Genomic DNA, 26,995 nt, shown 5'->3' on the forward strand with positions numbered 1-26,995 from the left:
CATCTATCCAGGATCGTTTCGATGGCGTCCCCGATTACGCCCCTCGATTACACCGCCCCGATTATACGGCGAAGGGATCGCTGGTGCTTGGTACGCCGGGGCGGTCGAGACGCCCCGCGATCCGGCGATGCCATCCCTTGCCGTCGTCCAGCGTAAAGTCGTACCACCCCTGCACACTGCGCAGCGACAGGCGATGCGCCCCCGTCTCGAAACGGACAGGCGCTTCACGCGGCCTGTCGGCGCGTGATGCACGCTCCAGCGTTATACCCGGCTTGCCCGCAACGATTTCGAGATGAACCGTCTCGGGCGACAGCTGCCAGCGCACCGTCGCAGGCGCACTCGCTCCGGTCCCGGCAAAGCGCCGGTGGAAACCGTTGGGCCCGAAGACTTCCAGATCGTATCCGCCTGCCTGCACGAAGGGCCATTCGCCCTCCAGCGCCTTGCCTGCCTCTACCGTATAGCGACGCGGTGGCGAAGCCAGATCGTGACGGTCGTAGACGTGGAATACCGCGCCGCGCGTTCCCTTCGCGATGAACCTCAGCCCGATACTGTTATCCAATAGCCTGTCGGTCACGTCGAGATCGTAGGCCAGCGGACGTGAAGGACGCAGCCCCGGCTCCTGCCACAGCGCCTCGCGCGTCGCAGGCGCCAGCGGCTTGACCTGATGCGGAACGGCGGCGGCGCGCATCGCTTCGGGACGCGGATCGGGCAGCGGGCCGAAGGGGGAGCGGTCTGCCCCGGTAAAGTCGAACGTGCTGGTCAGATCACCGCAGACCGCGCGGCGCCATGGCGAGATTTCCTTGTCATGCAGGCCGAAGCGCGCCTCCAGAAAGCGCGTGACCGAGGTATGGTCGAACACCTCGGAATTGACCCAGCCGCCCCGGCTCCACGGCGAGACCACATACATCGGCACGCGCGGGCCGAGGCCATAAGGGCGCCCGCGCAAGTCGGCAGGATCGCCCGCCGGATCGCCGGTGCTGGGATGGACGTGATACTCGCCCACCAGATCGACGGTGGAGCCGCCGAGCGCCTCGCCATCCGCCCCGTGCGAGGGCGGTGCGGGCGGGGGCATGTGATCGAAGAAGCCGTCGTTCTCGTCGAACATCACGAACAGCGCGGTGCGCGCCCAGACCTTCGGATCGGCGGTCAGCGCGTCGAGCACATCGGCGGTATAGGCCGCGCCCTGTGCGGGGCTCGACGGCGCCGGATGCTCGCTGCCCGATGCCGTACCGATGATGTAACTGACCTGCGGCAAGGTGCCAGCCAGCACGTCGCGGCGCAGCGCGTCGAGCGCCTGCGTGCTCATCGCGCGGGCTTTCAGTTCGGGATCGCCCCCACCCTCGCCGTCCCCCTTGTGGCTCGCGCGGAACGAGGCGAAGCCGACCAGCGGATTGTCGGTGAAGTTGTCCGCCATGTCCTGATAGATGCGCCAGTCGATCCCGGCGGCCTGCAGGCGCTCGACCACGGTGGTCCAGCTGTAGGAATCCGCTGCGCCGCCATCCTCGGGGAAGCTGTCGTGCGAATTGTCGATGGACGGCCCGCCGGTCTTGCCGTCCGGCCCGTTGGAGCCGCTCCACAGGAACAGGCGGTTGGAATTGGTGCCGGTCTGGATCGAGCAGTGATAGGCGTCGCAGATCGTGAACGTCTCGGCGAGCGCATACTGAAAGGGAATGTCCTCGCGCCGGTAATGCCCCATCGCGCGCTGCGATTTTGCCTCGGGCCAGCGCGACAGGCGCCCTTCGTCCCACGCGGCCTGCGCATCGGGCCAGGTGTGCGGCGTGCCGGCCATGCGGATCAGGTCGAAGTCGGCCTTGGTCGAAAGGTGGAACGGTCCGATGGCACGCGGCCCGCCTTCGGCCTTGCCGTCGTACTGCTCCCAGACGGTGCGCGGTGCGTCGCCGCCCGGCAGCGGCGCGAGCGGGATCGGATGACGGTCTGCAAAGCCGCGCACGCCGCGCAGGGCGCCGAAGTAATGGTCGAAGCTGCGGTTCTCCTGCATCAGGATCACCACGTGCTGGATGTCCTCGATCGTGCCCTTGCGCACATCCGGCGCGATTGCGGCGGCCCGCGCAATTGCGGGCGGCAGCCCTGCCAGCGAGGCGGCGCCAAGGCCGGCAAGCAGCGAACGGCGCGAAAGATCGGTCATCGGGTTCATCCTGGTATAAACGGACGAAGGGGCGCTGGCCGCCATAAGGCCGCAGCGCCCCCCTTGTCAGGTCAGGTGGCTCAGAAGTCGAGCGTCAGCGAGGCGGTGACAGTGCGCGGCGCGCCGAGGAACGCCGAGCCGCCATCGGCGCCTGCGAGGTAGCGCTTGTCGGTGAGGTTGGTGGCCTGAAGCGTGAACGAGGCGCCCTTCAGCGTATCGGAAATGCCGCCAAGATCGACGCCGACATAGCCGTTCAGCACGGTGTAGCCCGGCGCCACCTGCGAGCCTTCGGTATCGATAAAGCGATCGCCGACGAACTTGGCGGCGACACCGCCCTTGAAGATCGAGCGCTTGTAGTCGGCCGAGAGCACCCACATGTGGCGCGGCGAGTTCGTGACCTGCACGCCCGGCGTGATGCCCACGTCCGCGTCCTGCTGGGCATCGCCGGTGCCGATGTAGACGGCATGGTTGTAACTGTAGTTCGCCGAAAGCGTCAGGCCCATGTCGAAGCGATAGGCGATGGCGGCTTCCACGCCCCGGCTGCGCACGCCGCCGACGTTCAGGTAGACGCTGTCTTCCTGCTCCAGATAGTCGATACCGGTGACAAGGTTCGACGAGATCGAGACGATGTGGTTGTCGAACTTGATGTCGTAGCCGGTCAGCGAGGCCTGCAGATGCGACGAGGAATAGCGCGCGCCCACTTCCCAGCTGTTCGCGGTTTCCGGCTTGATGCTGTTGACGGTCGCCTGATCGCTGTCGAGCACGCCGTTGTCGATCGCGGCGAAGTTCTGCGCATAGCCTGCGAAGAGTTCGAGGCCCTCGACCGGGCTTTCCCAGGTCAGGCCCGCCGAGATCAGCGGCTTGGAGTGCGAATTGATCGAGGTGCGGGTGCGGTCGTCGAGCAGTTCCTGACGCGTCTGGTCGAGGAAGTACTGCTTCACGCCGAACGAGGCCGTCAGCTTTCCGAAAGTCAGCGCGTCCTGTGCGTAATAGACGAATTCGTCGGTCACGTAGTCGGTGCTGAACTGGATCCAGTACGGCGTATCGTCATAGGCCATGCCGACGGCGGCATTGTCGACCTTGTGCCAGTCACGCAGGGTGTTGAGCTTGGCATGTTCCACCCAGGCACCGGCACGGACACTGTTCTGGACGACGCCGAAGTCATGCGTCCAGTCGGCATCGGCGGTCGCGCCGTAGCGGTCGTTCCTGTAGTGGGTATGGCGGTACGACATGACCGCCGTCGCGTTCGACGAATAGCAGCTGGGCGAATATTCCGCCGGGACATTGGCGGTGCCGGTGCAGCCCGCCGTCATCGTCGCGGCCGTACCATCGGGATTGACGAAGTAGATCTCGCCCAGCGCATCGCCGCCGACAACCGTGGAGCCGGTGCCGTTGTTGCCCACGTCCACCAGATAGGGCGGCAGCCAGTCACCCCGGCCACGCATACGGTGGTAATAGCCGGTCGCCGAGAGCTTCAGCTCGCCCAGTTCTGTCTTGGCGCGCAGGTAGCCGAGCAGATTCTTGCGCAGCGCGCGCGAACCGGCGCGGTACGACTGGTCGATGTAAGGAATGCCGGTCCAGTTGTCGGTATAGGCATCGTGGTTCGGGTCCGCCTCGAAGCTGGCGACCGAAACCGAGCCGAACTCGGACTCGTTCGCATCGTCGTAGGACAGGAAGCCGGTGAGATCGATGTTCGAGACGCGGCTGACGATCTTGGCGTCGATATGGTCGCGCGTGGTCTTGCCCGCGCCGCCGATCCAGTCATGCACCTTGGAATGCGAGGCGCTGACATAGGCGCGGGTATCAGGTGCGATCTCGCCGGTATCGACGCGGACATAGTACTTCTGCGCGCCGAAATCGCCGGCCGCGCCCGACAAGCGCAGGCGGAAGTCGTTCTCGGGATCGGAGGTCAGGTAGTTCAGCGTACCGCCCAGCGCCTCGTTCGAGCGCGAGGAGATGTCCGCCGTGCCTTGCGAGACTTCCACGGTCTTGAGGTCCATCACGTCGATATAGCGGTTGGCCTTGGAACCGCCGCCATAGCCCGAGCCGCCGTTGGGCACGCCGTCGATAGTGGTGCCGACCTGCGAGAAACCACGGATGCTGATCGAGGTCGCCCAGTCGGACGAGCCGAAGGCGTCGCCTTCCTGCACCGATACGCCGGGCAGTTCGTTGATCACGTCGTTGACGCTGGACAGCGCGGACTGGCGCTCGATCATCGCCTTGGTAACGCGGGTGTTGGCGAACGACACCGCCTGACCGACCACGACGATGCTGCCGTCGTCCGGCGTGCCCGGATCGCCGTCGTCCGAAGTCGCGACGGGCGCGGCTGCGGCAGCGACATTGGCGGTTGCGCTGGAGGCGGCGGTCGCATCGGCCGTAATCACCGGCGCACTCTGGGCATGGGCATGTGTGGTCCCTGCCGCGATCGCAAGGATCGCAGCGCCGGTCATCCAGGTCTTCATGGTCTGTCTCCTGTTGCCCGGCCCTGCTGCCGGACTCGTGCCGACTGTTTCGGCGTTGGCTGCGAGCTACCTCGATTCGATGACAGCGATGTTACATTTTGTGGCTATGTCGAGGAATCATGACCGATAATGTGGTATTGTGCGGAATACTGCTTGACCGAACGCCAGTTTATCGGAAGAAGCACAGCCATTCCCACAACCAGGTTTGATCGAGGGCAGGCATGATCGAGAATTGTCGTGATTCAGGCTGACCGGTTTGCCGCCATTCTTTCCGCCCTGGAGACGCAAGGCGCCTGCGGGATCGGTGATCTCGCCCAGGCCTTCGGTGTTTCCGAAGAGACCATTCGCCGCGATGTGCGGCAACTGGAAAGCACCGGCCGCGTCCTGAAAGTGCATGGCGGCGTGACGCTGCCCGAACGCCAGCTGGAAGCGCCCTATCGCACGCGCCTGCGCGAACGCGCGGATGCAAAGCGCGCCATTGCGCGGGTGGCAGGCGATTTCGTGGAGAACGGCATGACCGTCCTCGTCGATTCCGGAACCACCTCCTTCTGGGTTGCCCGCGAGTTCCTGCACCGCAAGGCGCTGACGCTCGTCACCAACAATCTGGAGGTGGCGCACGAAGGGCTGGGGCTGGGCGACCATCGCATCTTCTTCGCCGGTGGGAGACTGGACGTCGATTACCGTGCCGGTTTCGATGCCGATGCCATCGCCTATACCCGGCGCTTCGTTCCCGATGTCGCGATCCTGTCGATGGGAGCGGTGGATGCGGCGCGCGGCTTCCTCGATTTCGATCCGGGTGAGGCCGCCTACAAGCGGGCGGTTCTCGATATCGCGCGGCGGGTCGTGGTCGTGGCGGATGCGGGTAAATTCGGCCTCAAGGGCACGATGCATGTCGCCACGTTCGCCGATGTGCACGATCTCGTGACCGACCAGCCCCCTTCGCCAGAGGTTATCGAGGCCGCACGGGCCGCAGGAATGCGGGTTCACGTCGCCGCCTGATACGGATCATTTCCGGATATGGGCTGCGCTGCCACAGACAGGCTCGCGCTATCATGGCAGCGTCATCGAAAGGCGTTAAGCACCGCCTGTCGTGTCGCTTATCCTGTCTTGCCTGCGCCGCTTGCCGCTGCCTTCGAGGGGGGAATCTCCCTCAAGAGGGGAATGGCGACTGCTCGGCGCAGGCCTTGCGGCGTTCTGCGTCTATTTCGCGATGTACGCCTTTCGCAAGCCGATCGCGGCGGCAACGTTCGCACATGTTCCCGGCTTTGGCGCACTCGATTACAAGACCGCGCTGATCCTTGCCCAGACCGTGGGCTATGCCTGCTCCAAGGCGATCGGCATCCGCGTGGTTTCGGGGCATGGGCGCGATCATCGCCAGCCTGCGATCCTGTCGCTGATCGGCCTATCCTGGCTTGCGCTGCTGGCGCTGGCGCTGCTTCCTTCGCGCTGGGGGCCGCTGTGCCTGTTTCTCAACGGCCTGCCGCTGGGCATGATCTGGGGGCTGGTCGTCAGCTATCTGGAGGGCCGCCGCGCGTCCGAACTGCTGGCAGCGATCCTGACGGCAAGTTTCATCCTCTCGTCGGGCACCACCAAGTCGGTTGGTCGCCTGCTGCTGCTGCTCGGGCTTCCCACGCCCTGGATGCCCGCGATAACCGGCCTGCTGTTCGCGCCACTACTGCTGGTAGGCATGACCGTCCTTGCCCGCACACCGCCGCCCGACGCTGCCGACATCGCGGAACGCGGCGCGCGTACACCGATGAACGCCGGCCAGCGCCATGCCTGGCTGCGCCAGTTCGCGCTCCCGCTCGGCATATTGGTGGCAGGCTATATGCTGTTGACCGGCCTGCGCGATTTTCGCGACAATTTCTCCGCCGAATTATGGGCGCAGTTCGGGTACGGGCACTCCCCCGGCATTCTCGCGGTAAGCGAAGTGCCGGTCACGATCGTCGTGCTGATCGCCCTCGCCGCGATCATGCTGGTGCGCGACAACCTGAAGGCGCTGCTGACGATCCACGCCGCGATCTTTACAGGCGCCGCGCTGCTCGGGCTCTCGACCATCGCCTTCCGGCTTGGGCTCATCACCCCGCTCGACTGGATGGTGCTGTCGGGAAGCGGGCTCTATCTTGCCTACGTGCCCTTCAGCGTGGTGCTGTTCGACCGCATGATCGCCGTCACCCGCAGCACCGCAGAAGGTGACGGCGCCGCGACCGGAAATGCCGGGTTCCTGATCTACATTGCCGACGCCTTCGGGTACGGCGGCAGCATCGTGCTGTTGCTGCTGTCGCGCTTCTGGCCGGGGCTGCACCACACGTTCCTCAGCTTCTACGTAGACAGCGCCATGTTTGCGAGCGTGGTGCTGATGGCCGCGAGTGCCGCCTCCGCGCTGTGGTTCACGAACCGTCAGCAAAACCTTGCTGGCCGGAATGCCGATGCTTCCTCCCCGTCATCGGCCCCGTCTTCCGCTCAACCGGCGCGCGCCAGCGTCTGAAGGTCGCTGATGAGGTAGCGCAGCAGGTTCTTGCTGGCCGTAGGCAATTCGCGACCCGTCCGGCTGATGACATGGGCGTGTCCGTTCAGTGCCTGCCCTTCCACCGGCACCGCAACCAGCCGCCCCTCGGCGATCTCCTGCGCGGCCGTGAACGCGGGTAGCAGCGTAACCCCCTCGCAGTGCTCGGCATAGTTCTTGAGCGCGGCGATGGACGAGGTGGTCATCATCGTCGTGAGGCGCACGCCTTCCTGCTGCTCCATGTTGCCCACGATCTGGCGGATGCCGAAGCTCTGGTTGAGCTGGCCGAGACTGTGCGGGGCAAGGTCGCGGATCGTCGCCACGCCTTCGTGCCGCGCCAGCGAATGATCGGGCGACACGATGGCGCAGACCGCCTGCCGCACCGCGACATGGCTGCGCAGCCGGGCATCGCGCGGCGGACTGTAGACGAGGCCGATGTGTACGGTATCCTCGAACAGCATGCGTACCACGCCGTTGGTGCCCGCCGTCTCGATCGAGACGCTGATCTGCGGATAGTCGCGATGAAAGCGGCGCAGGCTGCTGGAGGTGACGAGGCCGATGAACCCCTCTCCCAGCGCCAGCGTGACATGGCCGCGCTTGAGGCTGCGCAAGTCGGCGATCTGGCTGACGGTATCCTCCTGATCGGCCAGCCGCCGGTGATGGTAGTTCAGCAGCAGCTCGCCCGCCTCGGTCGCGCGCACGCCCTTGTTATGGCGTTCGAGCAGTTGCACGCCCAGCTGCCGCTCCATCATCGCGATCTGACGGCTCACCGCCGAGGCGTTGATGTCGAGCTTGTCGGCAGCGCCGCGCACGCTCCCGGCGAGCACCGATTCATGAAGATAGGCGATCCAGCGGTCATCGAGGTTCATGAACCGCATCATGCCACGCGTTGACCGGAACGCAACGCCAAGTGCGGGAGGGCTTCCTTTCGGGGTAGAGGCGCCTGCCTATTCTGGTCTCCATCGCAGGAGACGAGAGAACACAATGAAAGTCGGAATTATCGGTCTTGGCGCCATGGGGCGCGGGATGGCGGGGAGCCTGCTGGCGGCAGGTTTCGAGGTGGCGGGGCACGATCCTGCCGTCAGCGAGATCTTCCCCGAACATGGCGATGCTTTCACCCTTGTCCCAAGCGCTTGCGGCCTGTGGGCGGGCTGCGAGGCAATCATCCTGAGCCTGCCGACCGCCGCCGTGGTCGAGGCGGTGATCGGCGACATGCTGGGTGCCGCGAAGTCCGGCGTCACCATCGTCGACACCACCACCTCGCACCCCGATACCAGCGTGAAAGTTGCCGCCCTGCTGGCCGCACGTGGTGTTGCCTATATCGATGCACCGGTCAGCGGCGGGCCTTCGGCAGCGGCCACCGGATCGCTCGGCATGGTGCTGGGCGGCGGCGAGGACGACATTGCCGCCGTTGCACCGGTGCTCGATGCGATCACCCGCATCCGCACGCACGTTGGCGGTGTAGGCGCGGGCCATGCGCTCAAGATCATCAACAACGCACTGTGTGCCGCGAACCTCGTGCTCGGTGCAGAGGCGGTGAAGCTCGGGCAGGCCTATGGCCTCGATCCGCAGAACGTCATCACCGGCGTCAATTCGGGCTCGGGTCGCAGCGGCGTGACCGAAGTGAACTTCCCGCGCTGGATCCTGTCGGGCGATTTCGATTCCGGCTTCACCATGAAGCTGATGCGCAAGGACGTGCGTCTGGCGCGCGACCTGATCGCCGAGGCGGGTCTTTCGCTCGGCATGATGGGCGCGACCGTTGCCGCGTGGGATGCCAGCGAGCCTGCCCTTGCCGACGGCGAGGATTTCAACCGCATTGTTGCCACGGTTCTGGAAGACTGATCGAGATGAGCGTGATCGATAGCATTGTCGCGGGCAAGAGCCGCACCCAGGCGCTGGAAGAGGCGCTGAAAGCCTTCTGGCCCAACGGCGGCGCAGGCGGTTCGCATATCGCCGGCGTAACGCTGGCGGGCGAAGGCGAGGCCATCGTCATCGAGGATCCGGTGACGGACCAGCCGCTCGTCACTCTGAACGATGCGGGCGAGGCCGTGGCGCGCGAGGCGGCGCAGGCCGCGCAGCGCGGGCTGGCGGTGTGGTCGGCGGTCCCGGCTGCACAGCGCGGCCGGATCATGCAGGCGGTGGGTGCCGCCGTACGCGCCCGCGCCGAGGAACTGGCGGTGATCGAGATGCTCGTCGCGGGCAAGCCGATCCGCGATTGCCGGGGCGAGGCGATGAAGGTCGCCGAGATGTTCGAGTATTACGGCGGCTGGGCCGACAAGCTGCACGGCGAAGTCATCCCGGTGCCGACGACGCACCTCAACTACACCTTGCGCGAACCGTTCGGCGTGATCCTGCAAATCACCCCGTGGAACGCGCCGATGTTCACTGGCGGCTGGCAGATCGCACCGGCCATCGCGATGGGCAATGCGGTGGTGCTCAAGCCTTCGGAACGCACGCCGTTCACCTCGCTGGCGCTGGCGAAAATTGCCGAGGACGCGGGCGTTCCCGCAGGCGTCATCAACGTTCTGGTCGGCTTCGGCCACACCACAGGACAGGCCGCGCTGGCCGCGCCGGAAGTCGCCAAGGTGGTGTTCGTCGGCTCGCCCGCCGTGGGCCGCCATATCGCGGCCGCGGCAGGCCGGCTGCTCAAGCCCTCGGTACTCGAACTGGGCGGCAAGTCCGCCAACATCGTCTTCCCCGATGCCGATCTTCGCGCTGCCGCATTGGGTGCGCAGGCGGCGATCTTCGCAGGCGCGGGGCAAAGCTGCGTTGCCGGATCGCGTCTGCTCGTGCATCGCTCGGTGCATGACGAACTGGTCGACCTTGTGGCGCGCGGCGCTTCGCAGATCCGCGTCGGCGATCCCGCCGATCCCCTCACCGAAGTCGGCCCGATCAACAACCGCCGCCAGTTCGAGCACGTCACCGGCATGGTGAGCGGTGCTCTGGCCGAAGGCGCGGCGCTGGGCGGCGCGCTCGCCGCGATCCCGGATCAGGGCTTCTTTGTCGCCCCCACCGTGATCGCGGGCGCCAGCAATGCGATGACCGTGGCGCAGGAAGAGGTCTTCGGCCCGGTCGTCGCCGCGATCCCCTTCGATACCGAGGAAGAGGCCATCGCGCTTGCCAACGACAGCCGCTTCGGCCTTGCCGGGGCCGTATGGACCGGCGACGTGGGCCGCGCGCACCGCGTTTCGCAGGCCGTGCGCGCGGGCACGTTCTGGATCAATTCGTACAAGACGATCAACGTCGCCTCGCCCTTCGGCGGCTATGGCGAAAGCGGTTATGGCCGGTCGAGTGGGATCGATGTGCTGCGCGAATATACGCAGGTGAAAAGCGTCTGGGTGGAAACCGCCGCAACGCCGACCACTGCCTTCGGCTACGCGCCGGGCCTCGGAACCTGAGCGTGGCGGGGGGGCAGGAGACTGCGTCGGAGACGACAGCGCCTAAGGCGAAATCTGGTGGCAGGCTTCGCCTCGTGGCGGGCATGGCGCTGATCGTGCTGGTGGCCGAACTGGTCGGGCCGGTGGCGATCCCGCTGCCGGTGGGCGCGGTCACGTTGCTGCCGCTGCTCTGGGCGCTGCTGCTGGGCGCGGGCTGGGGGCTCGCGTCCGGCACGCTCCGGCTGCCCGCCGCGCTCACCCTGCCGCCTGCGATTCAGGCGCGCGCGGGCCACCTGCTCCAGTTCGCGCTGATGCTGTTCGTGGTCAAGCTGGGGCTGATGGTGGGCACTTCTGTCCCGCGCGTGCTGGAGAGCGGCACGGGGCTGGTCTTCCAGGAGTTCGGCCATTTCCTTGGCACCATGGTCTTCGGCCTGCCGGTGGCGCTCTTGCTGGGGATTAAGCGCGAGGCGATCGGCGCGACGTTCTCGGTCGGGCGCGAACCCAGCCTCGCGATCATTGCCGAGCGCTTCGGGATGCAGTCGCCCGAGGGGCGCGGCGTGCTGGCCGAGTACCTGACCGGCACCGTGTTCGGCGCGGTGTTCATCGCCGTGCTCGCCTCGGCGCTGACCGCGCTGCACGTGTTCGATCCGGTGGCGATGGCGATGGGATCGGGCGTCGGTTCGGGCAGCATGATGGCCGCCGCCGCTGGCGCCATCGCCGCGCAACAGCCGCCCGAAATGGCCAGGGACATCGCCGCCTTCGCCGCCGCCAGCAACATCATCACCACCACGATCGGCACGTGGTTCACCCTGTTCATCTCGCTGCCTGCGACGCTGTTCGCCTATCGCGTGCTCGAACCGATCCTCGGTCGCCGCACCAAGGCGAGCGCGGATACCTCCCCCGACGATCTCGACGCGCCCGATTTCGAGCAGGGCAGCGATCTTGGCCCGCTGGCCATCGGCCTGTGCTGGCTGGCCTGCGCGGTCATGGCGGTGATCGCCAACGCGCTGAACTACAAGGGCGCGATCGACGGCGCGACGTTCGCCGCTGCGGCGATCACGGTGGTCATCGCGCTGGCCTCGACGCTGATCGCGCGGGCGCTGCCGGTGAAGATCCCGGTCGTCCTGTGGTGCTCGCTGTTCGGCATGGCCGCGACGTACCCGGCGTTCCCGTGGGCACCGGTGCTGGAAGCGGTGACGGGCAAGCTAAACTTCATGGCGCTCTCCACGCCGATCCTGGCTTTCGCGGGACTGTCGCTGGCCAAGGACATCCCGGCGTTCCGGCGGCTGGGCTGGCGCATCGTCGTCGTCTCGCTCTGCGCCAATGCTGGCACTTTCATCGGCGCGACGCTGATCGCGCAGTTCTTCGAACATCACCCGATCTGAGATTGCACATGACCCTGATTTCCGAGATCGAGAGCACCGTGGGCGCGCAGATGCTGGACTGGCGGCACCGCCTCCACGCCGCGCCCGAACTGGCCTATCACGAGCACGAGACCGCCGCGCTGGTGGCAGACGCGCTTACCGAGATGGGTCTTGAAGTCCACACCGGCATCGCCGGGACCGGCGTGGTCGCCACGTTGCGCCGGGGAGACGGTCCGGCGCTGGGCCTGCGTGCCGACATGGACGCACTGCCGGTCCACGAATGCGGCGGTGCAGAGCGCGGCCATGCCTCGCAGCGCCCCGGCGTGATGCATGCCTGCGGGCACGACGGCCATGTCGCCATGCTGCTCGGCGCCGCGCGGGTGCTGGCGGGGGATGCGAACCTCAAGGGCACCATCCACTTCATCTTCCAGCCCGCCGAGGAATGCGGCGGCGGCGGCGCGGCGATGATCGCGGACGGCCTGTTCGAGCGTTTCCCCTGCGACGAGATCTATGCCCTGCACAACTGGCCGGGGCTGCCCGCTGGCCATATCGCGGTGCAGCCGGGACCGATGATGGCCTCGCTCGATACCTTCGGCATCACCATCACCGGCAAGGGCGCGCACGCGGCGATGCCGCATCTTGCGCGCGATCCGGTAGTGGCGGGCGCGCAGGCGATCCTCGCGCTCCAGACCATCGTCAGCCGCAATGTCGATCCGCTCGACGCGCTGGTGGTGACGGTGACGCAGGCGCACGCGGGCGATGCCGACAACGTGATCCCGCCCGAGATGATCCTGCGCGGCACGATCCGCTGCTTCACCGCCGAGGTGCGCACCTTCGCCCATGAACGCGTGTGCGAAATCTGTGCGGGGATCGGCGCGGCGACCGGCTGCGAGATGACTTTCGCGCTCGATGCCGGATACCCCGCGACGGTCAACGCCGCCCCGCAGGCGGGTCGCGCGGCACAGGCCGCCGAGGCGCTGGTGGGCGAAGACAAGGTGCGCCGCGAGATCCGCCCGTCGATGGCCTCGGAAGATTTCTCCTTCATGCTGCAGGCGGTGCCGGGGGCCTATGCCTGGCTCGGCATCGGCGAAGGCGCCGCACCGCTGCACAATCCCGCCTACGATTTCGCCGACGAGGTGCTGTCCGTCGGTGCCGCCTACTGGGTCACGCTGGCGCGGCGGATGCTGGGCGCCTGAACCACCGAAAATACCGACAACCGGCCAGTACCCTGAGGAGACGAACGATGAGCAAGCACCGCACGCTCTATCTCGGCGCGCTGATGGCGGGCACTGTCGTCAGTTCGGCGGCGCTGGCGTCGGTCTGGGCGATCAGCGGCGCGTCGGCATCGGCCACCGCGCCAGAACCGGTCGGCACGATGCCGGTCTTCGCGAGCCTGCCCGCCAGCCTGACGAGCACCAAAAGCGCCTTCGCCGCGCCGTGCCGCGCCCTTGCCAGGGCCGCGATACCGGGCGGCACCGTGCTGTCCGCGCAGCCGGTGAGCACGGCCAAGGGCGCCGCGTTCATCCCGAACGTTTCCTACCGCCCGCTGCCGCAGACCGCCGCGATGACACTGCCCGACTTCTGCCGGGTGACGGTGCGCATGACGCCGGTGACGGGCAGCAGCATCGAGGCCGAGGTGTGGCTGCCCGCGAGTGCGAAATGGAACCAGCGTTACCTTGGCACGGGCAACGGCGGCCCCGGCGGTGCGATCGCCTACTACGGCATGGTTTCGGGCCTGTTGCGCGGCTTTGCCGTGGCCAATACCGACCTCGGCACCGCGCCGGTCTCCACGCAGGCGACGATCTATCCGGCGACCGCACGGCCCGAAAGCGGCGTCGATCTGGGCCACCGCGCCGATCACCAGATGACCGTGGCGGCCAAGACGCTGATCCACGCGTTCTACGGCCACGATGCGATCACCTCGGTATTCTCCGGCTGCTCGACCGGCGGGCAGGAAGCGCTCGCGCTCGCGCAGCGCTATCCGACCGATTACGACGGTATCCTTGCAGGCGCTCCAGCCAACAACCGCACGCACCTTCATGCCTACTTCCTGTGGAACTTCATGGCCCAGCAGGCGGCGGGCGGTCGGCTGAGCGCGGCCAAGCTGGAAATGGTCCACAGCCATGTGCTGGCCGCCTGTGCGGGCCACGATGGCGGGCGCGCGTCCGACGATTTCCTGACCGACCCGCGCCAGTGCCACTTCGATATCGAGACGCTGCCCAAGTGCAGCGGCAACGATGACGGCCCCGGTTGCCTGACCCCGCCCGAGTTCACCGCGCTGCGCAAGCTCTATGCCGGGCCGACCAATCCGCGCACCGGGGAGCGGATCTTCGCAGGCGTGCCCTTCGGCGTCGACTGGTCCGGCGTGCTCGCCCACGGCAGCACCGCGTGGCAGAACATCGATTCCTACACCTGGAACTGGACGTTCAAGCCGGGTTACGATTATCGCCGCTTCGACTTCGACCGCGATCTCGATCAGGTGGACGCCAACAGCGCCTCGTACCTCAATTCCAACAGCGCGGACCTGACCGCGTTCCGCAACCATGGCGGCAAGCTGATCCTCTATACCGGCACGGCGGACCCGCACATTCCGTACCCCGACACCATGCATTTCTATGAGCGCGTGGTCGCCGCGAACGGTGGCGATCTGGCGGCGACGCAGCAGTTCGCGCGCTATTTCCTCGCGCCCGGCATGGGGCACTGTGAGGGCGGCGCGGGCTTTGGCGATTTCGGGCAGGGCGCGAGCGTGCCGGGCCGGATCGACAACGATGTGCTGCTGCAACTGGTGCGCTGGGTGGAAAAGAACCGCGCGCCTGCGCCGGTCGCCCGCCAGTTCGATGCCAGCGGCAGCAAGCCGCTCGCCGAGCGGCCCTTGTGCGCCTATCCTGCGTTCCCGGAATATACGAGCGGCAATCCGTCGCTGGCGACGAGCTATCGCTGCGTGCCCCATCCGCGCGGCGACGTGCCCACCCCGGCGCCGCGCTATCTCAACGCGCCGTAAACCGCTCCGGAATTTGCCGCGCTGTCAGGGCCGTCGAAGTTCGCTCCGGCGGCCCTTGTCGTTTGAAAAGCGCGGGGCGCACGCGCGGCGCTACCCTTTCCTACAGGAGCGCTCTTCCGATAAACGGAAAGCATGTGCCCGCCGCTGCCCCCCTTCCCTTCGCCCCGCCTCCGACAGACCGGTCGCTCGACCCTCGGAGCGAATTTCGAGGTGTCACCTTGCCTGTCACCTTGGACATGGCGCGGACACCGTAAAATAACGCTGTCAACATTGCTAAGTATCGATTTTCGAAGGGATATATTCGACTGAACGCCCCAAGGTGACACTTTCCCTCTGGACCGTGTCAACCGTGTCAACTTCGCACAAAAAAGCCCCCGGACCTTGTGGGTCCGGGGGATGCAGTCAGGGTAAGGGAAATGTGCGAGCCGAAGGGCTGTTATGCCCCCTGTTTTAGAACTTGTAGTCGAGGCTCAGCGTGACGGTGCGCGGCTGAACCGGCACGGCGCGCAGGCCGAAATCGGGGCGGAAGGGATACTGCATGCCGACATACGAGCGGTTCTCGAACAGGTTCTGCACCGTCAGGCGGGCAGTGAGCGAACCCAGCTCGGCGCCGACATAGGCATTCGCAAGGTTCATCGACTTGAACGGATAGGGATGGCCGGTGCCTTCGAAGAAGTTCACATACGGATCCTTGTGCGAGAAGCTGGCCCCGGCGAGCAGGCTGGTGCCCTCCTTGACTTCGCGCTTCCAGTCGGCCGCGACCGAGTACTGCCACTTCGAGGACAGCGGCAGCGTGTCGCCCTTGATACCGCCCGACAGCGGCAGGTCGTCGTCGAGGTAGGCGTCCTGATAGGTGGCCGTGGCCGAGAGGCGCAGGTCCGGCGTCGCCTGATAGCCGCCGCTGAACTCGACGCCGTTGCTGGTCGCCGAACCGCCGTTGGTCACGAAGATACAGGTCGAATCGCCCTGCACCTGGCTGACGTTGAGCTGCATGTTCTTCCACTTGATGTGGTAGGCGGTCAGCTCGAAGTTCACCTTGCGGTCGAGGATCAGGCCCTTGATGCCCGCCTCGTAGTTGTCGGTGCGATCCGGATCGCTGGCGGCGGGAATGTCGCACGACGAGTTCGGGCTGTTGAACGCACCGGGGCGATAGCCGGTGGCGAAGCGGCCATAGAACAGGAAGTCCGGGTTGAAGTGGTAGCGGCCGTTGACGCTCCAGATGCCCACGCCGACGTGGCCGGTGTCCGCCGGATTGGTCGGGGCGCCAAGCAGACCGGTGGAACTGGCCGCGCCGACCTGGCTGTAGTTGGTGTAGCGTCCGCCCGCCGACAGATCGAACTTGTCGGAGAACTTGTAGGTGGCGTTGGCGAAACCGGCGACTTCCTTGTACTTGTAGCGCGAATGGCCCTGCAGCAGCGTGAAATCGGGCACGGGAACGAGGTTGGCGTCGAGTGCCTGATCGACAGTATCCTCGCCAGCGCGTTCGTTGGTGTAGTAAAAGCCGACCGTATATTCGAGGCGCGCCTTGGCCGAGGAGGTCAGGCGGGTTTCGGAGGTGAACTTGCGCACCGTGGAGGCCAGACCGAAGCGGGTCTTGCCGTTCGGTGCCGGGTTGTAGGCTGCATAGGCCTCGGTCAGATCCTGGTTAAGCAGGGTGTCCATCGCCACCCAGCCCGCCGAGGTGGTCAGCGTGGCGAAGTCGAGGTCGTAATCGGCACCGGCGGTGTAATCGACGGTCTTCTGGTTGATGGCGGTGGGAATGTCGGAATAGGTCTTCTGCGGGCCATAGACCGGGTGCAGGCCATCGGCGGTGACGAGCACGGTCGCCACGTCGTCGGCATCGGACTTCTGGTAGAGCACGCCGCCGTGCAGCTTCAGGCGGTCGGTCGCCTGCCACAGCAATGCGAAACGCCCGCCGTAGCTCTTGGAGGAGTTGGCGTTCTTCACGCCGGTGCCGACATTGTCGATGTAGCCGGGCGTCTTGGAATAGAAGGCGCTGGCACGAACGGCGAGCACGCCGTCGACGATCGGCGCGTTGATCGCCGCGCGCGGCGACCACGAAAGTCCGCCTGCCCCATTGGTATAACCCACCGTGGCACCGGCGCGGCCTTCAAACTTGGTCAGGTCGGGCTTCTTGAGCGTGTACTTGATAAGGCCGCCCATCGAGTTCGCGCCGTAGAGCGTTCCTTGCGGACCGCGCAGGATTTCGACCGCATCCATGTCGTAAGGCTGAAGGTCAAGCGTGAACAGGTTGCCGCGACCGGCAGCGGTGGAGGAGCCGACCGGCAGATCGTCGATATAGGTGGCTACCAGCGGCCCTGCGAAATCGTCGAGGAACGAACCGGACAGGCCGCGTAGCTGGATCGAGTTCATGCCGGGGCCGCCATAGTTCGAGATCGACAGGCCGGGAACGGTGCTGACGAGATCGGTCAGTTGCTTGACCTGCATGGCCTCCAGCTTCGCGCCGCCGATCGAGGTGATCGAAGCCGGAACGTCGATCGAGCGCTCATCGCGCTTCTGGGCAGTGACGACGATATCGCCGGGCACATCATCCGCCACCGGGTTGCGTTTGGGCATGGGCTGCGGTCGCGAAGGACAGCGCCGTGGATGTGGCCAACAGGACTTGGAAAAGACGACGAGACGCAACTTTGGACATGGACGACCCCCCTGGTCATGCACGATTGGTGAATACCTCCGTGCTTCTGGGGAAACTATCTCTCGCGATGAAATCGGTGGAAATGGCGTCGCGAATATGTTGGCGTTGCCTGCCAGGCAACGCAGCCTGAAGCAGGAATCTCGTATAGGAAGCGCTTCAACACAGGATAGGGAGTGATCTAAGGTCTTGCGCGCACATGATATCGCCGAGCCTCGATCAGCGACACCGCCGACATGACAACGCCCGGATCCTTAGGTCCGGGCGTTGTCGGGCAATCGGCAAAGCCTGAGTCAGCAGCCTTATTGGCTGGACGCAGCCTCTGGCGCATCAAGGCCACCGCCGAGCGCTCGATAGAGTTCGACCGCGTTGGTTTGCTTCTCAAGCTGAGTCGAGACAAGCGCCTGCTGCGCGGTGTAAAGGGTGCGCTGGCTGTCGAGCGTGGTCAGGAACGTATCGACGCCCTTCTCGTAGCGGGCCTGCGCAATGGTAAGTGCGCTGTTGGCGGCGCTCGCCTGCTTCGTGTCCGCATCAAGCTGCTCGCCGATCGTCGCCCGGCGGGCAAGTGCATCGGCAACTTCGCGGAACGCCGTCTGCACGGCTTTCTCATAGGTCGCGACCATCTCGTCGCGTTCGGCCTTGGCATAACGCAGATTGCCAAGATTGCGCCCTGCATCGAAGATCGGCAGGCTCACACTCGGCTCCACTGACCAGTTCTGGCTGTTATGCCCAAACAGGTTGGACAGTCCCAGGCTCAGCGTCCCGAACGCCGCCGTCAGCGATATCTGCGGGAAGAATGCCGCGCGCGCAGCACCGATATTGGCATCGGCACTCTTGAGTTGGTGCTCCGCCGAAACCACGTCGGGGCGCTTGAGTAGCACGCTGGAGGCCAGGCCGGCAGGAAGTTGCGCGATGGTCGCATCGTCACCATTCTGGCCGTTGGGCAGCAGGGCATCATCGACCGTCGCACCGACCAGCAGGTTGAGCGCGTTGCGATCCTGCGCAACACTTGTCGTCAGGCTGGCAATATCGGCGCGCGCCTGCTGATAGCTCGTTTCGGCCTGATGCACGTCAAGGTCGGAGGCGACGCCCATCGCGGCGCGACCCTGAGTGATCTTCAGCGTCTGCTCATAAGCGGCGGCGGTGTTCTTCGCGATCTCCAGTTGCTGCCGGTCGGCACCGATCTGCAACCAGGCGTCGGCCACTTCGGAAACGAGTGTAATCTGTGCGGCCCGCCGCGTCTCGGCGCTGGCGAAATAGGTCTCCTGCGCAGCCTGCGTCAGGTTGCGTACCCGGCCGAAGAGATCGACCTCCCATGCCGAAACGCCGACCTGTGCCTGGTAGAGATTGTACCGTGTCGCGTCCCCACCCGTTGCGCCCAGCCCTGGAGGCGTGCGTTCGATTTCGGCGGTGCCCCCGGCAGCGATGGTCGGGAACAGGTCTGCGCCCTGCACCTTCGCCTGTGCACGCGCCTCAGCCACATGGGCGATGGCGATGCGCAAGTCGCGGTTGTTGGCCAGCGAGAGCTGGAGCACCTGACGCAGGCGCGCATCGGTGAAGAAGCGCTCCCACCCCAGCGGCAAGGTCTGATCCGATGCCGCTGAAGCAGTTTCAGCGGTGCTCTGCACGCCGGAAACGGATGCCGGCGTCGCCGGGACCGGCAGGTCAGGGCGCACGTATTTGGGTGCCATGTTGCACCCCGCCAGCAAAAGGCCCGGTGCCAGCAGGGCCAGCGTCTTGGTCGATGTACGCATCTCAGGCTTCCTGTTCGATCTTGGCAGTCGGCTTGTCCTGCTTGAACAGCTGCTTCACCAGACGGAAGAAGGTGGGAACGAAGAAGATCGCCAGCACCGTCGCGGAGAGCATGCCGCCCACGACCGCCCAACCGATGGCGTTCTGGCCACCCGACCCCGCGCCGTGCGAGAGTGCCAATGGCAGCACGCCCAGCGTAAAGGCAAAGCTGGTCATCAGAATAGGACGCAGGCGCAGCTTGGCTGCTTCCACCGCCGCTTCCGCAGCGCCCATGCCGTCGCGCATCTTCTCCTCGGCAAACTCGATGATCAGGATCGCGTTCTTCGCCGAGACACCCACCGTGGTGATCAGACCTACCTGCAAATAGATGTCGTTCGACTGCCCCGTGATCCAGGACAACAGAACCGCGCCGAACACGCCCAGAGGCACCACCAGGATCACTGCCAGCGGCACCGACCAGCTTTCATAAAGCGCAGCAAGGCACAGGAATACGATCAGCAGCGAGAGCGAATAGAGGGCGCCAGTCTGTCCCGAACTCTGCTCTTGCTCATAACTGAGCCCAGTCCACTCATAGCCAAAGCCCTTGGGCAGCTTGGCGGCGAGTTCCTCCATCGCCTGCATCGCCTCGCCACTGCTGTGACCCGGTGCAGGAGCGCCGAGAATTTCCATCGACGACAAGCCATTGTAACGTTCCAGACGGCTGGGCCCGAAGATCCAGTGCCAGCTGGCGAAGGACGAGAACGGCGTCATGGTTCCGCCCGAACCACGAACGTAAAGATCACCTATCGAGTCCGGCTTATTGCGAAACGCCTTGTCCGCCTCGACATAAACCTTTTTAACGCGGCCGCGATCCAGGAAGTCGTTGACGTAGTCAGAACCGAACGCGGTCGAAAGGGTATCGTTCACGTCGTTGAGATCCAGCCCCAACGCGCCAGCCTTGTTTTTGTCGACATCGAGTTTGACCTGCGGAGCATCCTCCAGTCCGTTCGCACGGACCATCGCCAGACGCGGATCCTTCTGGGCCATCGCAAGCAATTGATTGCGCGCGGCAAGCAGCTTGTCGTGGCCGAGATAGGCATTGTCCTTAAGTTCGAAATCGAAGCCATCAGCGTTGCCCAGCTCGAACACTGCAGGCGGCGCGAAAGTAATGACCTGCCCACTGCGCATCTTCGAAAGCGCAGCATTAGCCCGCGCCACGATCGCGTTGGCAGTATTCGCGTTGCCCTTGCGCTGCGACCAGTCCTTGAGACGAACGAACGAGAGGCCCACGTTCTGCGCCTCACCCACGAAGCCAAAGCCCGAAGCGTTGAATACGCCTTCGACATTACCACTCTCGTTCTTGAGGTAGTAATCGGTAACCTTCTTCATAGCCGCCTGCGTTTCCTTCAACGAGGAACCGGCAGGAAGCGAGACCTGTGTAAACAGGAAGCCCTGGTCTTCGGACGGCATAAATCCGGTCGGAATACGCAGGAAGATGAACGCCAACCCTGCCACGACAAGCGCATAGACGACCAACGTACGCTTCCAGTTACGTTCCGCCTTCCAGACGCCGCGAACATAGCCGTCGCGGGTCTTGTCGAACGTCTGATTGAACCAGCGGAAAAAGCGGGCCAATCCACCTCGGAAACCCTTCTGGTCCGTATCCACCAGATGCTGCTCGACCGGATCGTTCGCCTTCAGGATCGTCGCACAAAGCGCCGGGGTCAGCACGAGCGCGACCAGTACCGACAGCGCCATCGAGATCACGATGGTCATCGAGAACTGGCGGAAGATCACACCGGTCGATCCGCCGAAGAACGCCATCGGCAGGAACACCGCAGCGAGCACCATGGCGATACCCACCAGCGCCCCGGAAATTTCTTCCATTGAGCGCAGTGCCGCCGCTTTGGGCGAGAGATGCTCTTCGTGGATCAGGCGCTCGACGTTCTCGACGACGACGATAGCGTCATCGACCAGCAGGCCGATAGCCAGCACCATACCGAACAAGGTCAGGGTATTGAGGGAGTAGCCCGCTGCAAAGAGAACCGCAAAAGCACCCAGCAACACTACCGGCACGGCGATGGTCGGGATCAGCGTGGCGCGCCAGTTCTGGAGGAACAGGAACATTACCAGGAATACGAGAACGATCGCTTCGAGCAGCGTCTCCACCACATCGTGGATCGAGAGCTTGACGAATTCCGAGTTGTCGAGCGGGTAGACGATCTTGACGTCGGGTGGCAATTGCGGCTGCAATTCGGCCAGCTTGGCCTTTACGCGTGCCACGGTATCCAGAGCGTTGGCGCCCGAAGCCAGCTTGATAGCCAGAGCCGCCGCCGGCTCGTTATTATAGCTGGCCTGCAGGCTGTAATCCGCAGCGCCCAGTTCAACACGTGCCACATCCGACATCAGAACATGCGAACCATCGGCGTTCGTGTGCAGAATGATATCGCGGAATTCCTGCGCAGTCGTCAGGCGAGTCTGCGCGGTGATCACCGCGTTCAGCTCCTGATCGTCCGGCGCCGGAAGCGAGCCGACCTGCCCCGCCGAAACCTGCGCGTTCTGCGCAGCGATGGCGTTGGTCACGTCATCCATCGTCAGGCCGTAACCGGTCAGCTTGTAGGGATCGACCCATACACGCATCGCATACTCGGAGCCGATCAACTGATAATCGCCCACGCCGGTCACACGGCTGATGGGATCTTCCAGCTGCGAGGACAGGATGTCGCCCAGATCCTCTGCTGAATGACTGCCGTCCGTGGAGGTCAGCGCAAAAAACATCAAGAAGTTCTTGGCCGCCTTGGTGACATTCAAGCCCTGACGCTGCACTTCCTCCGGCAACATAGGCATGGCCGACTGCAGCGCATTTTGCACCTGAACCTGCGCGATATCAGGATTGGTTCCCTGCGCGAAGGTGAGGATAATTGTCATGTTGCCGGCGCTGTCGCTCGACGTGCTGAAGTATTCCAGGTGATCCAGCGCATCGAGTTGCTGCTCGATCACCTGGGCAACCGTATGCTCCAGCGTATTCGCATCGTTACCGGGGATCGTCGTGGAAATCTGCACCATCGGCGGGGCGATGGCCGGGAACTGCGCGACGGCCATGACCCGCAATGCGAGCACGCCGGCGAGCATGAAGATTATCGCGATGACCCATGCGAAGATGGGACGGTTAATGAAGAAACGCGACATCCGATCAGTCCTTGGCTGCGTCCGGAGTACCCGAGGCTGCATCGGCAGGCGCGGTGGCGGTGCTCGTCGGCGGCGTGTCCTCTTCCTGACCGATCGCACTATCGCCCGGCTTCACGCCGAGGAGGCCGTCGACGATCAGGCGATCACCAGCCTTGAGCCCCGATGTCACCACCCAGTTCTGACCGATAGCAGAGCCCAGCACGAGCTTGCGCTGCTCTACCTTGCCGTCTGCACCCAGCACCATCGCAACGGCGTCACCCTTCTCGTCATGCGTCACGCCCTTTTGCGGCGCCAGGATCGCGTTGTGACGCACCCCGTCAACAAGCTGCGCCTGCACATACATGCCCGGCAGCAGCGTGCCGTCGGGATTGGGGAAGCGCGCCCGGATCGTCACCGAACCGGAACTGTCATCGACCGTCGCTTCGGAGAATTCCAGCGTGCCCTCGACCGGATAGATCGCGCCATTGGGGAGTACCAACTGTACCCGAGCAGCAGCGCCACTCGCACGCGATAGCCCACCCGAACGGGCAGCCGCCTGCAGATCGAGCATCCGGCTTGCGGGCTGGCTAACGTCGACATAGACCTCGCCGATCTTGCTGATCAGCGCCAGTGCCTGCGTCTGGCCGGTCTGCGCAAGACCGCCGACCGTCACCAGCGAGCGACCGATCCGGCCCGAGATCGGTGCACGGATGCGTGTGAAGCCCAGATTGACCTGCGCCGTCATGACTGCCGCCTTGGCGGTCTGCACCTGTGCCCGCGCCGCCTGCGCCGCAGCTACGGCGTTGTCGTAGTCCTGCTGGCTAACACCCTTGATCGCCAGCAGGCTCTTGTAGCGGTCCGCCTGAAGCTGGGTCGAGCGGATCGTCGCCTGCGCATTGGCAAGCTGTCCCTGCGCGCTGGCGAGCGCCGCACGATAGGGCGCATCCTCGATCTGGTAGAGCACTTGCCCGGCCTGCACCATCGTGCCTTCCTCAAACAGGCGACGCGTGATCACGCCATCGACCTGCGGGCGCACTTCAGAGCTTTCCACGGCAGAGACACGGCCCGGCAACGATGTATTCTCGGTCGTGTCCTGCCCATGCAGCGTCACGACGCCGACCTGTGCCTCCGCCTTCGCAGACGGCGCACTCGACTGTCCGCAGGCCGCAAGGGAAAGAATGGCAATCACCGCCGTCGAAACAGCTGCAAGCCTGACATTTGCAAGTACCACTGCGTACACTCCTTCAGGCGCAAGGCAGGCGCGCACACGACACAAGAGAGGTCACTCCAACCCGGAGGACCCCTGCAAGGTACTTACGACGACCCACCCTACCCAGATCGATCCCAGCGTCATGCCCAATGGCGGAACATGGACAGCGAATCGTTTTTGTTGCGTAGCAGCAATACGCGTAAATCTACCGAGGCGTCATTCATTTGATTGCGATTACAATTATGAATGACCGTTCATAACCCCATACGAAACCGACAAAATCTCAGGATTACGGAGCCCGCCAGCGTTCTACGGCTCTCCCCACATGCGCAACAGATTATGATACTGGCTTGCAAGGGCGACCGTCTCCGGACTGTCCCCGCAACGCTGCCGCAGGCTGTCGATCGCCCGATCCATTTCAAATAGCAGCGTGCGGCGCGCATCGTCGCGGATGAGACTCTGCGTCCAGAAGAACGAGCAAATCCGTTCGCCGCGCGTTACCGGGTCCACCCGATGCTGGCTGGTCGCTGGATAAAGAATCAGATCTCCGGCCGGCAGCTTCACCCTGTGTTCGCCATAGGTATCGACGACCACCAGATCGCCGCCATCGTATTCATCGGGGTCTGACAGAAACAATGTGCTGGAAACGTCGGTACGCAGCCATACTGGCGACCCCGGCACGCCGCGCAGCGATCCATCAACATGCAGGCCATAGCCCTCCCCTGCCTCTCCCGCATAGCGATTGAACAGCGGCGGCATATAACTGGCCGGCAAGGCTGCACGAAAAAACGTCGCGTTCGCCTGCAGCGCCTGCAGAACGATTTTTCCCTGTTCCTGTGCGACTGTTGAATCTTCAGCCAGCTGGCGGTTACGCTTCACCTGAGCACCCTGACTGCCAACCGTCGCACGCCCATCGATCCAATCTGCAGCATCGATCGCGGAACGCATGGCCCTCACCTGCTCACGGGTAAGGACGCCGGGGATATGCAACATCATGACTTCATGGTTCCTGTCGCGCCAGTCAGCTTTCGCAAATACCCCGTCGCCCGGAGACGACGGGGAGTGTGCAGGATGCATGTCGCTTGGCGCCAGCGACAGATCCTGGGTCGACGACCGCCAGCCTAGCTGACGCAGAACCGATTACATGTGTACGTTCAACGTCACACGCACCGAACGCTCAAGACCCGGCTGATAGCGATAGCCAAGGTAGTTCAACGATGTCATGTACTTCTTGTTGAAGAGGTTATAGACGTTGAGCTGAACATCGGCATGACTGTCGATCTTGTACGTCGCCAATGCGTCGAACACCCAGTACGAAGGCATTTCGTAAGGCGTCGTGGCCAGCTTCGACTGCCGCAGGATGCTGCTGGTGTAACGCGCGCCGCCACCCACGGTGAGGCCGATCGGTGTGCGATAAGTCGTCCACAGCGAAGCCGCGTCCTTCGGTGCATAGGGCAGCGTCGAAGACCCGTCCTGCGCCGTCGCGGCACCAACGGTAATATCGGTCTTCTGGTGCGTGTAGGAACCGATCACGTTCCAGTCCGGGGTGATCTGGCCGGTCGCGCTCAGTTCGACGCCGGTAACACGCTTCTTGCCGATCTGCGAGTAGGTGCCATCATCCTCGGCATAGACCTCGTTGTAGATCCAGCTGCGGAACACCGCCCCCGTCAGCAGCAGGGAGTCATGGAACAGGTTCCATTTGGTGCCGGCTTCCAGCGTCCGGGCCTTCTGCGGCTTGAGGTCGGGATCGCTGGCGCTGCTGGTCGCCGAGGACAGCGAATAGGCATTGAAGCTGCCCTGGGCACCCGGAGGCTGGGCCGAAACCGCATAGTTGGCGTAGATGTTGCCAGAATGGGTCAGCTTGTAGACGGCACCGATCTTGTAGGTCCACAGATCGCCCTTGCCGGTGAGGTTCGACGTGCTGGTGTCATAGGTGGTCTTGTAGTGGTCGTAGCGTCCACCGAGATCCAGCGAGAGCCGCTTGGTCAGATCCACCGTGTCGAAGGCGTAGACGCCCACTGTATCAGTCTGCCAGTAGCTGTTGTCGCCGCTGCGCACCACCGTCACACCGCTTGCGGTGTATTCGGGATCATAGAGGCTGAGGGTGGTCAGCGTGCCGGTCTTGGTCAGCCCATAGTTGGTCTGCTTTTCACGCGAAAGGTCAGCGCCGACACTGATGTTATGATGAATGCTGCCGGTATCGAACTTGCCCGTCAGATTGATCTGGTCCGCCAGAACCGTGTTCTTGAGCTGCTTGGCTGCACCAAGCCGAGTGGTGGTCGAAGCGCTGGGATCGTCCGCATCCAGCGTCGCCACGCCCTCTGTCACTGCGAGGTAATCCTGCGACACATCGCTCCAGCGGAACGTGTTGCGCAAGGTGAAATTGCTGCCAAAATCGTGCTCGGCCTTCAGCGTGGCCGAAGTCGTCTTCGAATTGTCGTGCGAGTCACTGGCGCCGTAATAGTTGCTGTGATTGACCTTCGAAGCCGAACTGTACGAGCTATCGCTGAAGCCGGGCCAGCCGACCGTCGACAGGCCACTGTCGGGGCGGTTGTACTGCTCGACATACATCACATCGGCATAAACGCGGGTATCGGTACCCAGACCAACAGCGACCGACGGCGCAAGCCCCCAGCGGTTGTTCTTGACATGATCGCGACCGGCTACACCAGCATCCTGGCCCATGACGTTCAAACGGAACGCCGCCGTGTCCGAAAGCTTGCGATTGAGATCGACCGTTCCGCGGTAGTAATCGCCCATGCCAACGCCTTCGCTGGCATCGAGGCTGTTCTCCAGCGTCGGCTGCTTGGTCACAAGATTGATCGAACCACCCGCCGAGCTGCGACCGTAGTCCGAGCCGGATGCGCCCTTGGTCACTTCAACCTGCTCGGTGTTGAAAACATCGCGAGTTACGCCGCTCAGATCGCGGATACCGTCGACATAGATGCTGTTCGACATATCGAAACCACGCATATACAGCGAGTCACCCGTGATCGGGCCACCGTTGCCTTCGCCAGCATTGAACGTGCCTACACCGGCCACGTTGCGCATCGCCTCGGTCAGCGTGGTCGCACCCTGATCCTTCATGACCTGCTTGTTGATGACCTCGATGGTCTGCGGCGTTTCGGCCAGCGGCGCCGTGTACTTGGGCGAGGCGAGCCTGGGCTTGTAACTCTGATCATCGACCGCAGTATCGGTGACGTTCACGCCGCGCAGCTGCGTGGGATTTGATTCACCGACTGCACTATCCTGCGCGAGGGCAGGCACGGCCGTAAAGCTCGCAAAGCCCAGCGCGAGACACGCAGGCGCAGCGACGGCCGCCCCATAGCGGGAGGAATGTCTACTCATTTGGATGAACCCCTGTTGATACGTTTGTA

At 64.3% G+C, this 26,995-nt stretch carries 16 protein-coding genes; 7 read left to right on the top strand and 9 right to left on the bottom strand.

The annotated features are described in order from the left end of the window. Positions 1–61: 61 nt before the first annotated feature. Entirely contained in the window at positions 62–2,146 is a 2,085-nt protein-coding gene (locus AC3EC3_RS12555) for a phosphocholine-specific phospholipase C (protein ID WP_488489957.1), read from the bottom strand. Between the two features lie 80 nt (positions 2,147–2,226). After that, on the bottom strand, positions 2,227–4,608 hold the full coding sequence (locus tag AC3EC3_RS12560; RefSeq protein WP_488489958.1) for a TonB-dependent receptor domain-containing protein: 2,382 nt from the start codon (positions 4,606–4,608) through the stop codon (positions 2,227–2,229). A 237-nt stretch (positions 4,609–4,845) separates the two neighbouring features. Between AC3EC3_RS12560 and AC3EC3_RS12565 the strand changes: the two genes are divergently transcribed. Both AC3EC3_RS12565 and AC3EC3_RS12570 read left to right on the top strand, forming a co-directional pair. Then, positions 4,846–5,607: a DeoR/GlpR family DNA-binding transcription regulator gene (locus tag AC3EC3_RS12565; protein ID WP_488489959.1), complete on the top strand. Its 762-nt coding sequence runs from the start codon at positions 4,846–4,848 to the stop codon at positions 5,605–5,607. Between the two features lie 121 nt (positions 5,608–5,728). Further along, the gene (locus AC3EC3_RS12570) at positions 5,729–7,096 is read left to right on the top strand and encodes a DUF5690 family protein (protein WP_488489960.1); all 1,368 of its coding nucleotides are present in this window, start codon (positions 5,729–5,731) and stop codon (positions 7,094–7,096) included. Here AC3EC3_RS12570 and AC3EC3_RS12575 read toward each other — a convergent pair. Further along, on the bottom strand, positions 7,072–7,983 hold the full coding sequence (locus AC3EC3_RS12575) for a LysR family transcriptional regulator (RefSeq protein WP_488489961.1): 912 nt from the start codon (positions 7,981–7,983) through the stop codon (positions 7,072–7,074). The genes AC3EC3_RS12570 and AC3EC3_RS12575 overlap by 25 nt on opposite strands. 115 nt (positions 7,984–8,098) lie before the next feature. Here AC3EC3_RS12575 and AC3EC3_RS12580 point away from each other — a divergent pair, with 115 nt between their 5' ends. From AC3EC3_RS12580 to AC3EC3_RS12600, 5 genes are all read left to right on the top strand, one after another. After that, complete coding sequence (locus AC3EC3_RS12580) at positions 8,099–8,956, top strand: NAD(P)-dependent oxidoreductase (protein ID WP_488489962.1); 858 nt, start codon at positions 8,099–8,101, stop codon at positions 8,954–8,956. A gap of 5 nt (positions 8,957–8,961) precedes the next feature. Next, complete coding sequence (locus AC3EC3_RS12585; protein ID WP_488489963.1) at positions 8,962–10,512, top strand: aldehyde dehydrogenase family protein; 1,551 nt, start codon at positions 8,962–8,964, stop codon at positions 10,510–10,512. An 83-nt stretch (positions 10,513–10,595) separates the two neighbouring features. Continuing rightward, positions 10,596–11,876, top strand: a complete 1,281-nt coding sequence (locus AC3EC3_RS12590) for a DUF3100 domain-containing protein (protein WP_488489964.1) — start codon at positions 10,596–10,598, stop codon at positions 11,874–11,876. 8 nt (positions 11,877–11,884) lie between these two features. Next, the gene (locus AC3EC3_RS12595; protein WP_488489965.1) at positions 11,885–13,051 is read left to right on the top strand and encodes a M20 aminoacylase family protein; all 1,167 of its coding nucleotides are present in this window, start codon (positions 11,885–11,887) and stop codon (positions 13,049–13,051) included. 47 nt (positions 13,052–13,098) lie between these two features. Continuing rightward, complete coding sequence (locus AC3EC3_RS12600; RefSeq protein WP_488489966.1) at positions 13,099–14,856, top strand: tannase/feruloyl esterase family alpha/beta hydrolase; 1,758 nt, start codon at positions 13,099–13,101, stop codon at positions 14,854–14,856. 450 nt (positions 14,857–15,306) lie between these two features. Here AC3EC3_RS12600 and AC3EC3_RS12605 read toward each other — a convergent pair whose 3' ends face one another. The 6 genes from AC3EC3_RS12605 to AC3EC3_RS12630 form a co-directional block, all read right to left on the bottom strand. After that, positions 15,307–17,433 (bottom strand): TonB-dependent receptor, encoded by a 2,127-nt coding sequence (locus tag AC3EC3_RS12605; protein ID WP_488489967.1) that lies wholly within the window; start codon positions 17,431–17,433, stop codon positions 15,307–15,309. Positions 17,434–17,811: 378 nt separating this feature from the next. Further along, complete coding sequence (locus tag AC3EC3_RS12610; RefSeq protein WP_488489968.1) at positions 17,812–19,263, bottom strand: efflux transporter outer membrane subunit; 1,452 nt, start codon at positions 19,261–19,263, stop codon at positions 17,812–17,814. Position 19,264: 1 nt separating this feature from the next. Next, entirely contained in the window at positions 19,265–22,429 is a 3,165-nt protein-coding gene (locus AC3EC3_RS12615; RefSeq protein ID WP_488489969.1) for an efflux RND transporter permease subunit, read from the bottom strand. Between the two features lie 4 nt (positions 22,430–22,433). Then, complete coding sequence (locus AC3EC3_RS12620) at positions 22,434–23,597, bottom strand: efflux RND transporter periplasmic adaptor subunit (protein WP_488489970.1); 1,164 nt, start codon at positions 23,595–23,597, stop codon at positions 22,434–22,436. Positions 23,598–23,927: 330 nt separating this feature from the next. Further along, complete coding sequence (locus tag AC3EC3_RS12625) at positions 23,928–24,614, bottom strand: Fe2+-dependent dioxygenase (protein WP_488489971.1); 687 nt, start codon at positions 24,612–24,614, stop codon at positions 23,928–23,930. 144 nt (positions 24,615–24,758) lie between these two features. Continuing rightward, positions 24,759–26,966 (bottom strand): TonB-dependent siderophore receptor, encoded by a 2,208-nt coding sequence (locus tag AC3EC3_RS12630; protein ID WP_488489972.1) that lies wholly within the window; start codon positions 26,964–26,966, stop codon positions 24,759–24,761. Positions 26,967–26,995 lie beyond the last annotated feature (29 nt).

This window comes from Novosphingobium sp. BAM6 (genome assembly GCF_057784955.1).

Bases quoted from the DNA above. Each gene is read 5' to 3' on its own strand.
- AC3EC3_RS12560 (WP_488489958.1), bottom strand. From the start codon at position 4,608: ATGAAGACCTGGATGACCGGCGCTGCGATCCTTGCGATCGCGGCAGGG.
- AC3EC3_RS12615 (WP_488489969.1), bottom strand. From the start codon at position 22,429: ATGTCGCGTTTCTTCATTAACCGTCCCATCTTCGCATGGGTCATCGCG.
- AC3EC3_RS12585 (WP_488489963.1), top strand. From the start codon at position 8,962: ATGAGCGTGATCGATAGCATTGTCGCGGGCAAGAGCCGCACCCAGGCG.
- AC3EC3_RS12595 (WP_488489965.1), top strand. From the start codon at position 11,885: ATGACCCTGATTTCCGAGATCGAGAGCACCGTGGGCGCGCAGATGCTG.
- AC3EC3_RS12580 (WP_488489962.1), top strand. From the start codon at position 8,099: ATGAAAGTCGGAATTATCGGTCTTGGCGCCATGGGGCGCGGGATGGCG.
- AC3EC3_RS12610 (WP_488489968.1), bottom strand. From the start codon at position 19,263: ATGCGTACATCGACCAAGACGCTGGCCCTGCTGGCACCGGGCCTTTTG.
- AC3EC3_RS12605 (WP_488489967.1), bottom strand. From the start codon at position 17,433: ATGCCCAAACGCAACCCGGTGGCGGATGATGTGCCCGGCGATATCGTC.
- AC3EC3_RS12575 (WP_488489961.1), bottom strand. From the start codon at position 7,983: ATGAACCTCGATGACCGCTGGATCGCCTATCTTCATGAATCGGTGCTC.
- AC3EC3_RS12630 (WP_488489972.1), bottom strand. From the start codon at position 26,966: ATGAGTAGACATTCCTCCCGCTATGGGGCGGCCGTCGCTGCGCCTGCG.
- AC3EC3_RS12590 (WP_488489964.1), top strand. From the start codon at position 10,596: ATGGCGCTGATCGTGCTGGTGGCCGAACTGGTCGGGCCGGTGGCGATC.
- AC3EC3_RS12625 (WP_488489971.1), bottom strand. From the start codon at position 24,614: ATGATGTTGCATATCCCCGGCGTCCTTACCCGTGAGCAGGTGAGGGCC.
- AC3EC3_RS12555 (WP_488489957.1), bottom strand. From the start codon at position 2,146: ATGACCGATCTTTCGCGCCGTTCGCTGCTTGCCGGCCTTGGCGCCGCC.
- AC3EC3_RS12600 (WP_488489966.1), top strand. From the start codon at position 13,099: ATGAGCAAGCACCGCACGCTCTATCTCGGCGCGCTGATGGCGGGCACT.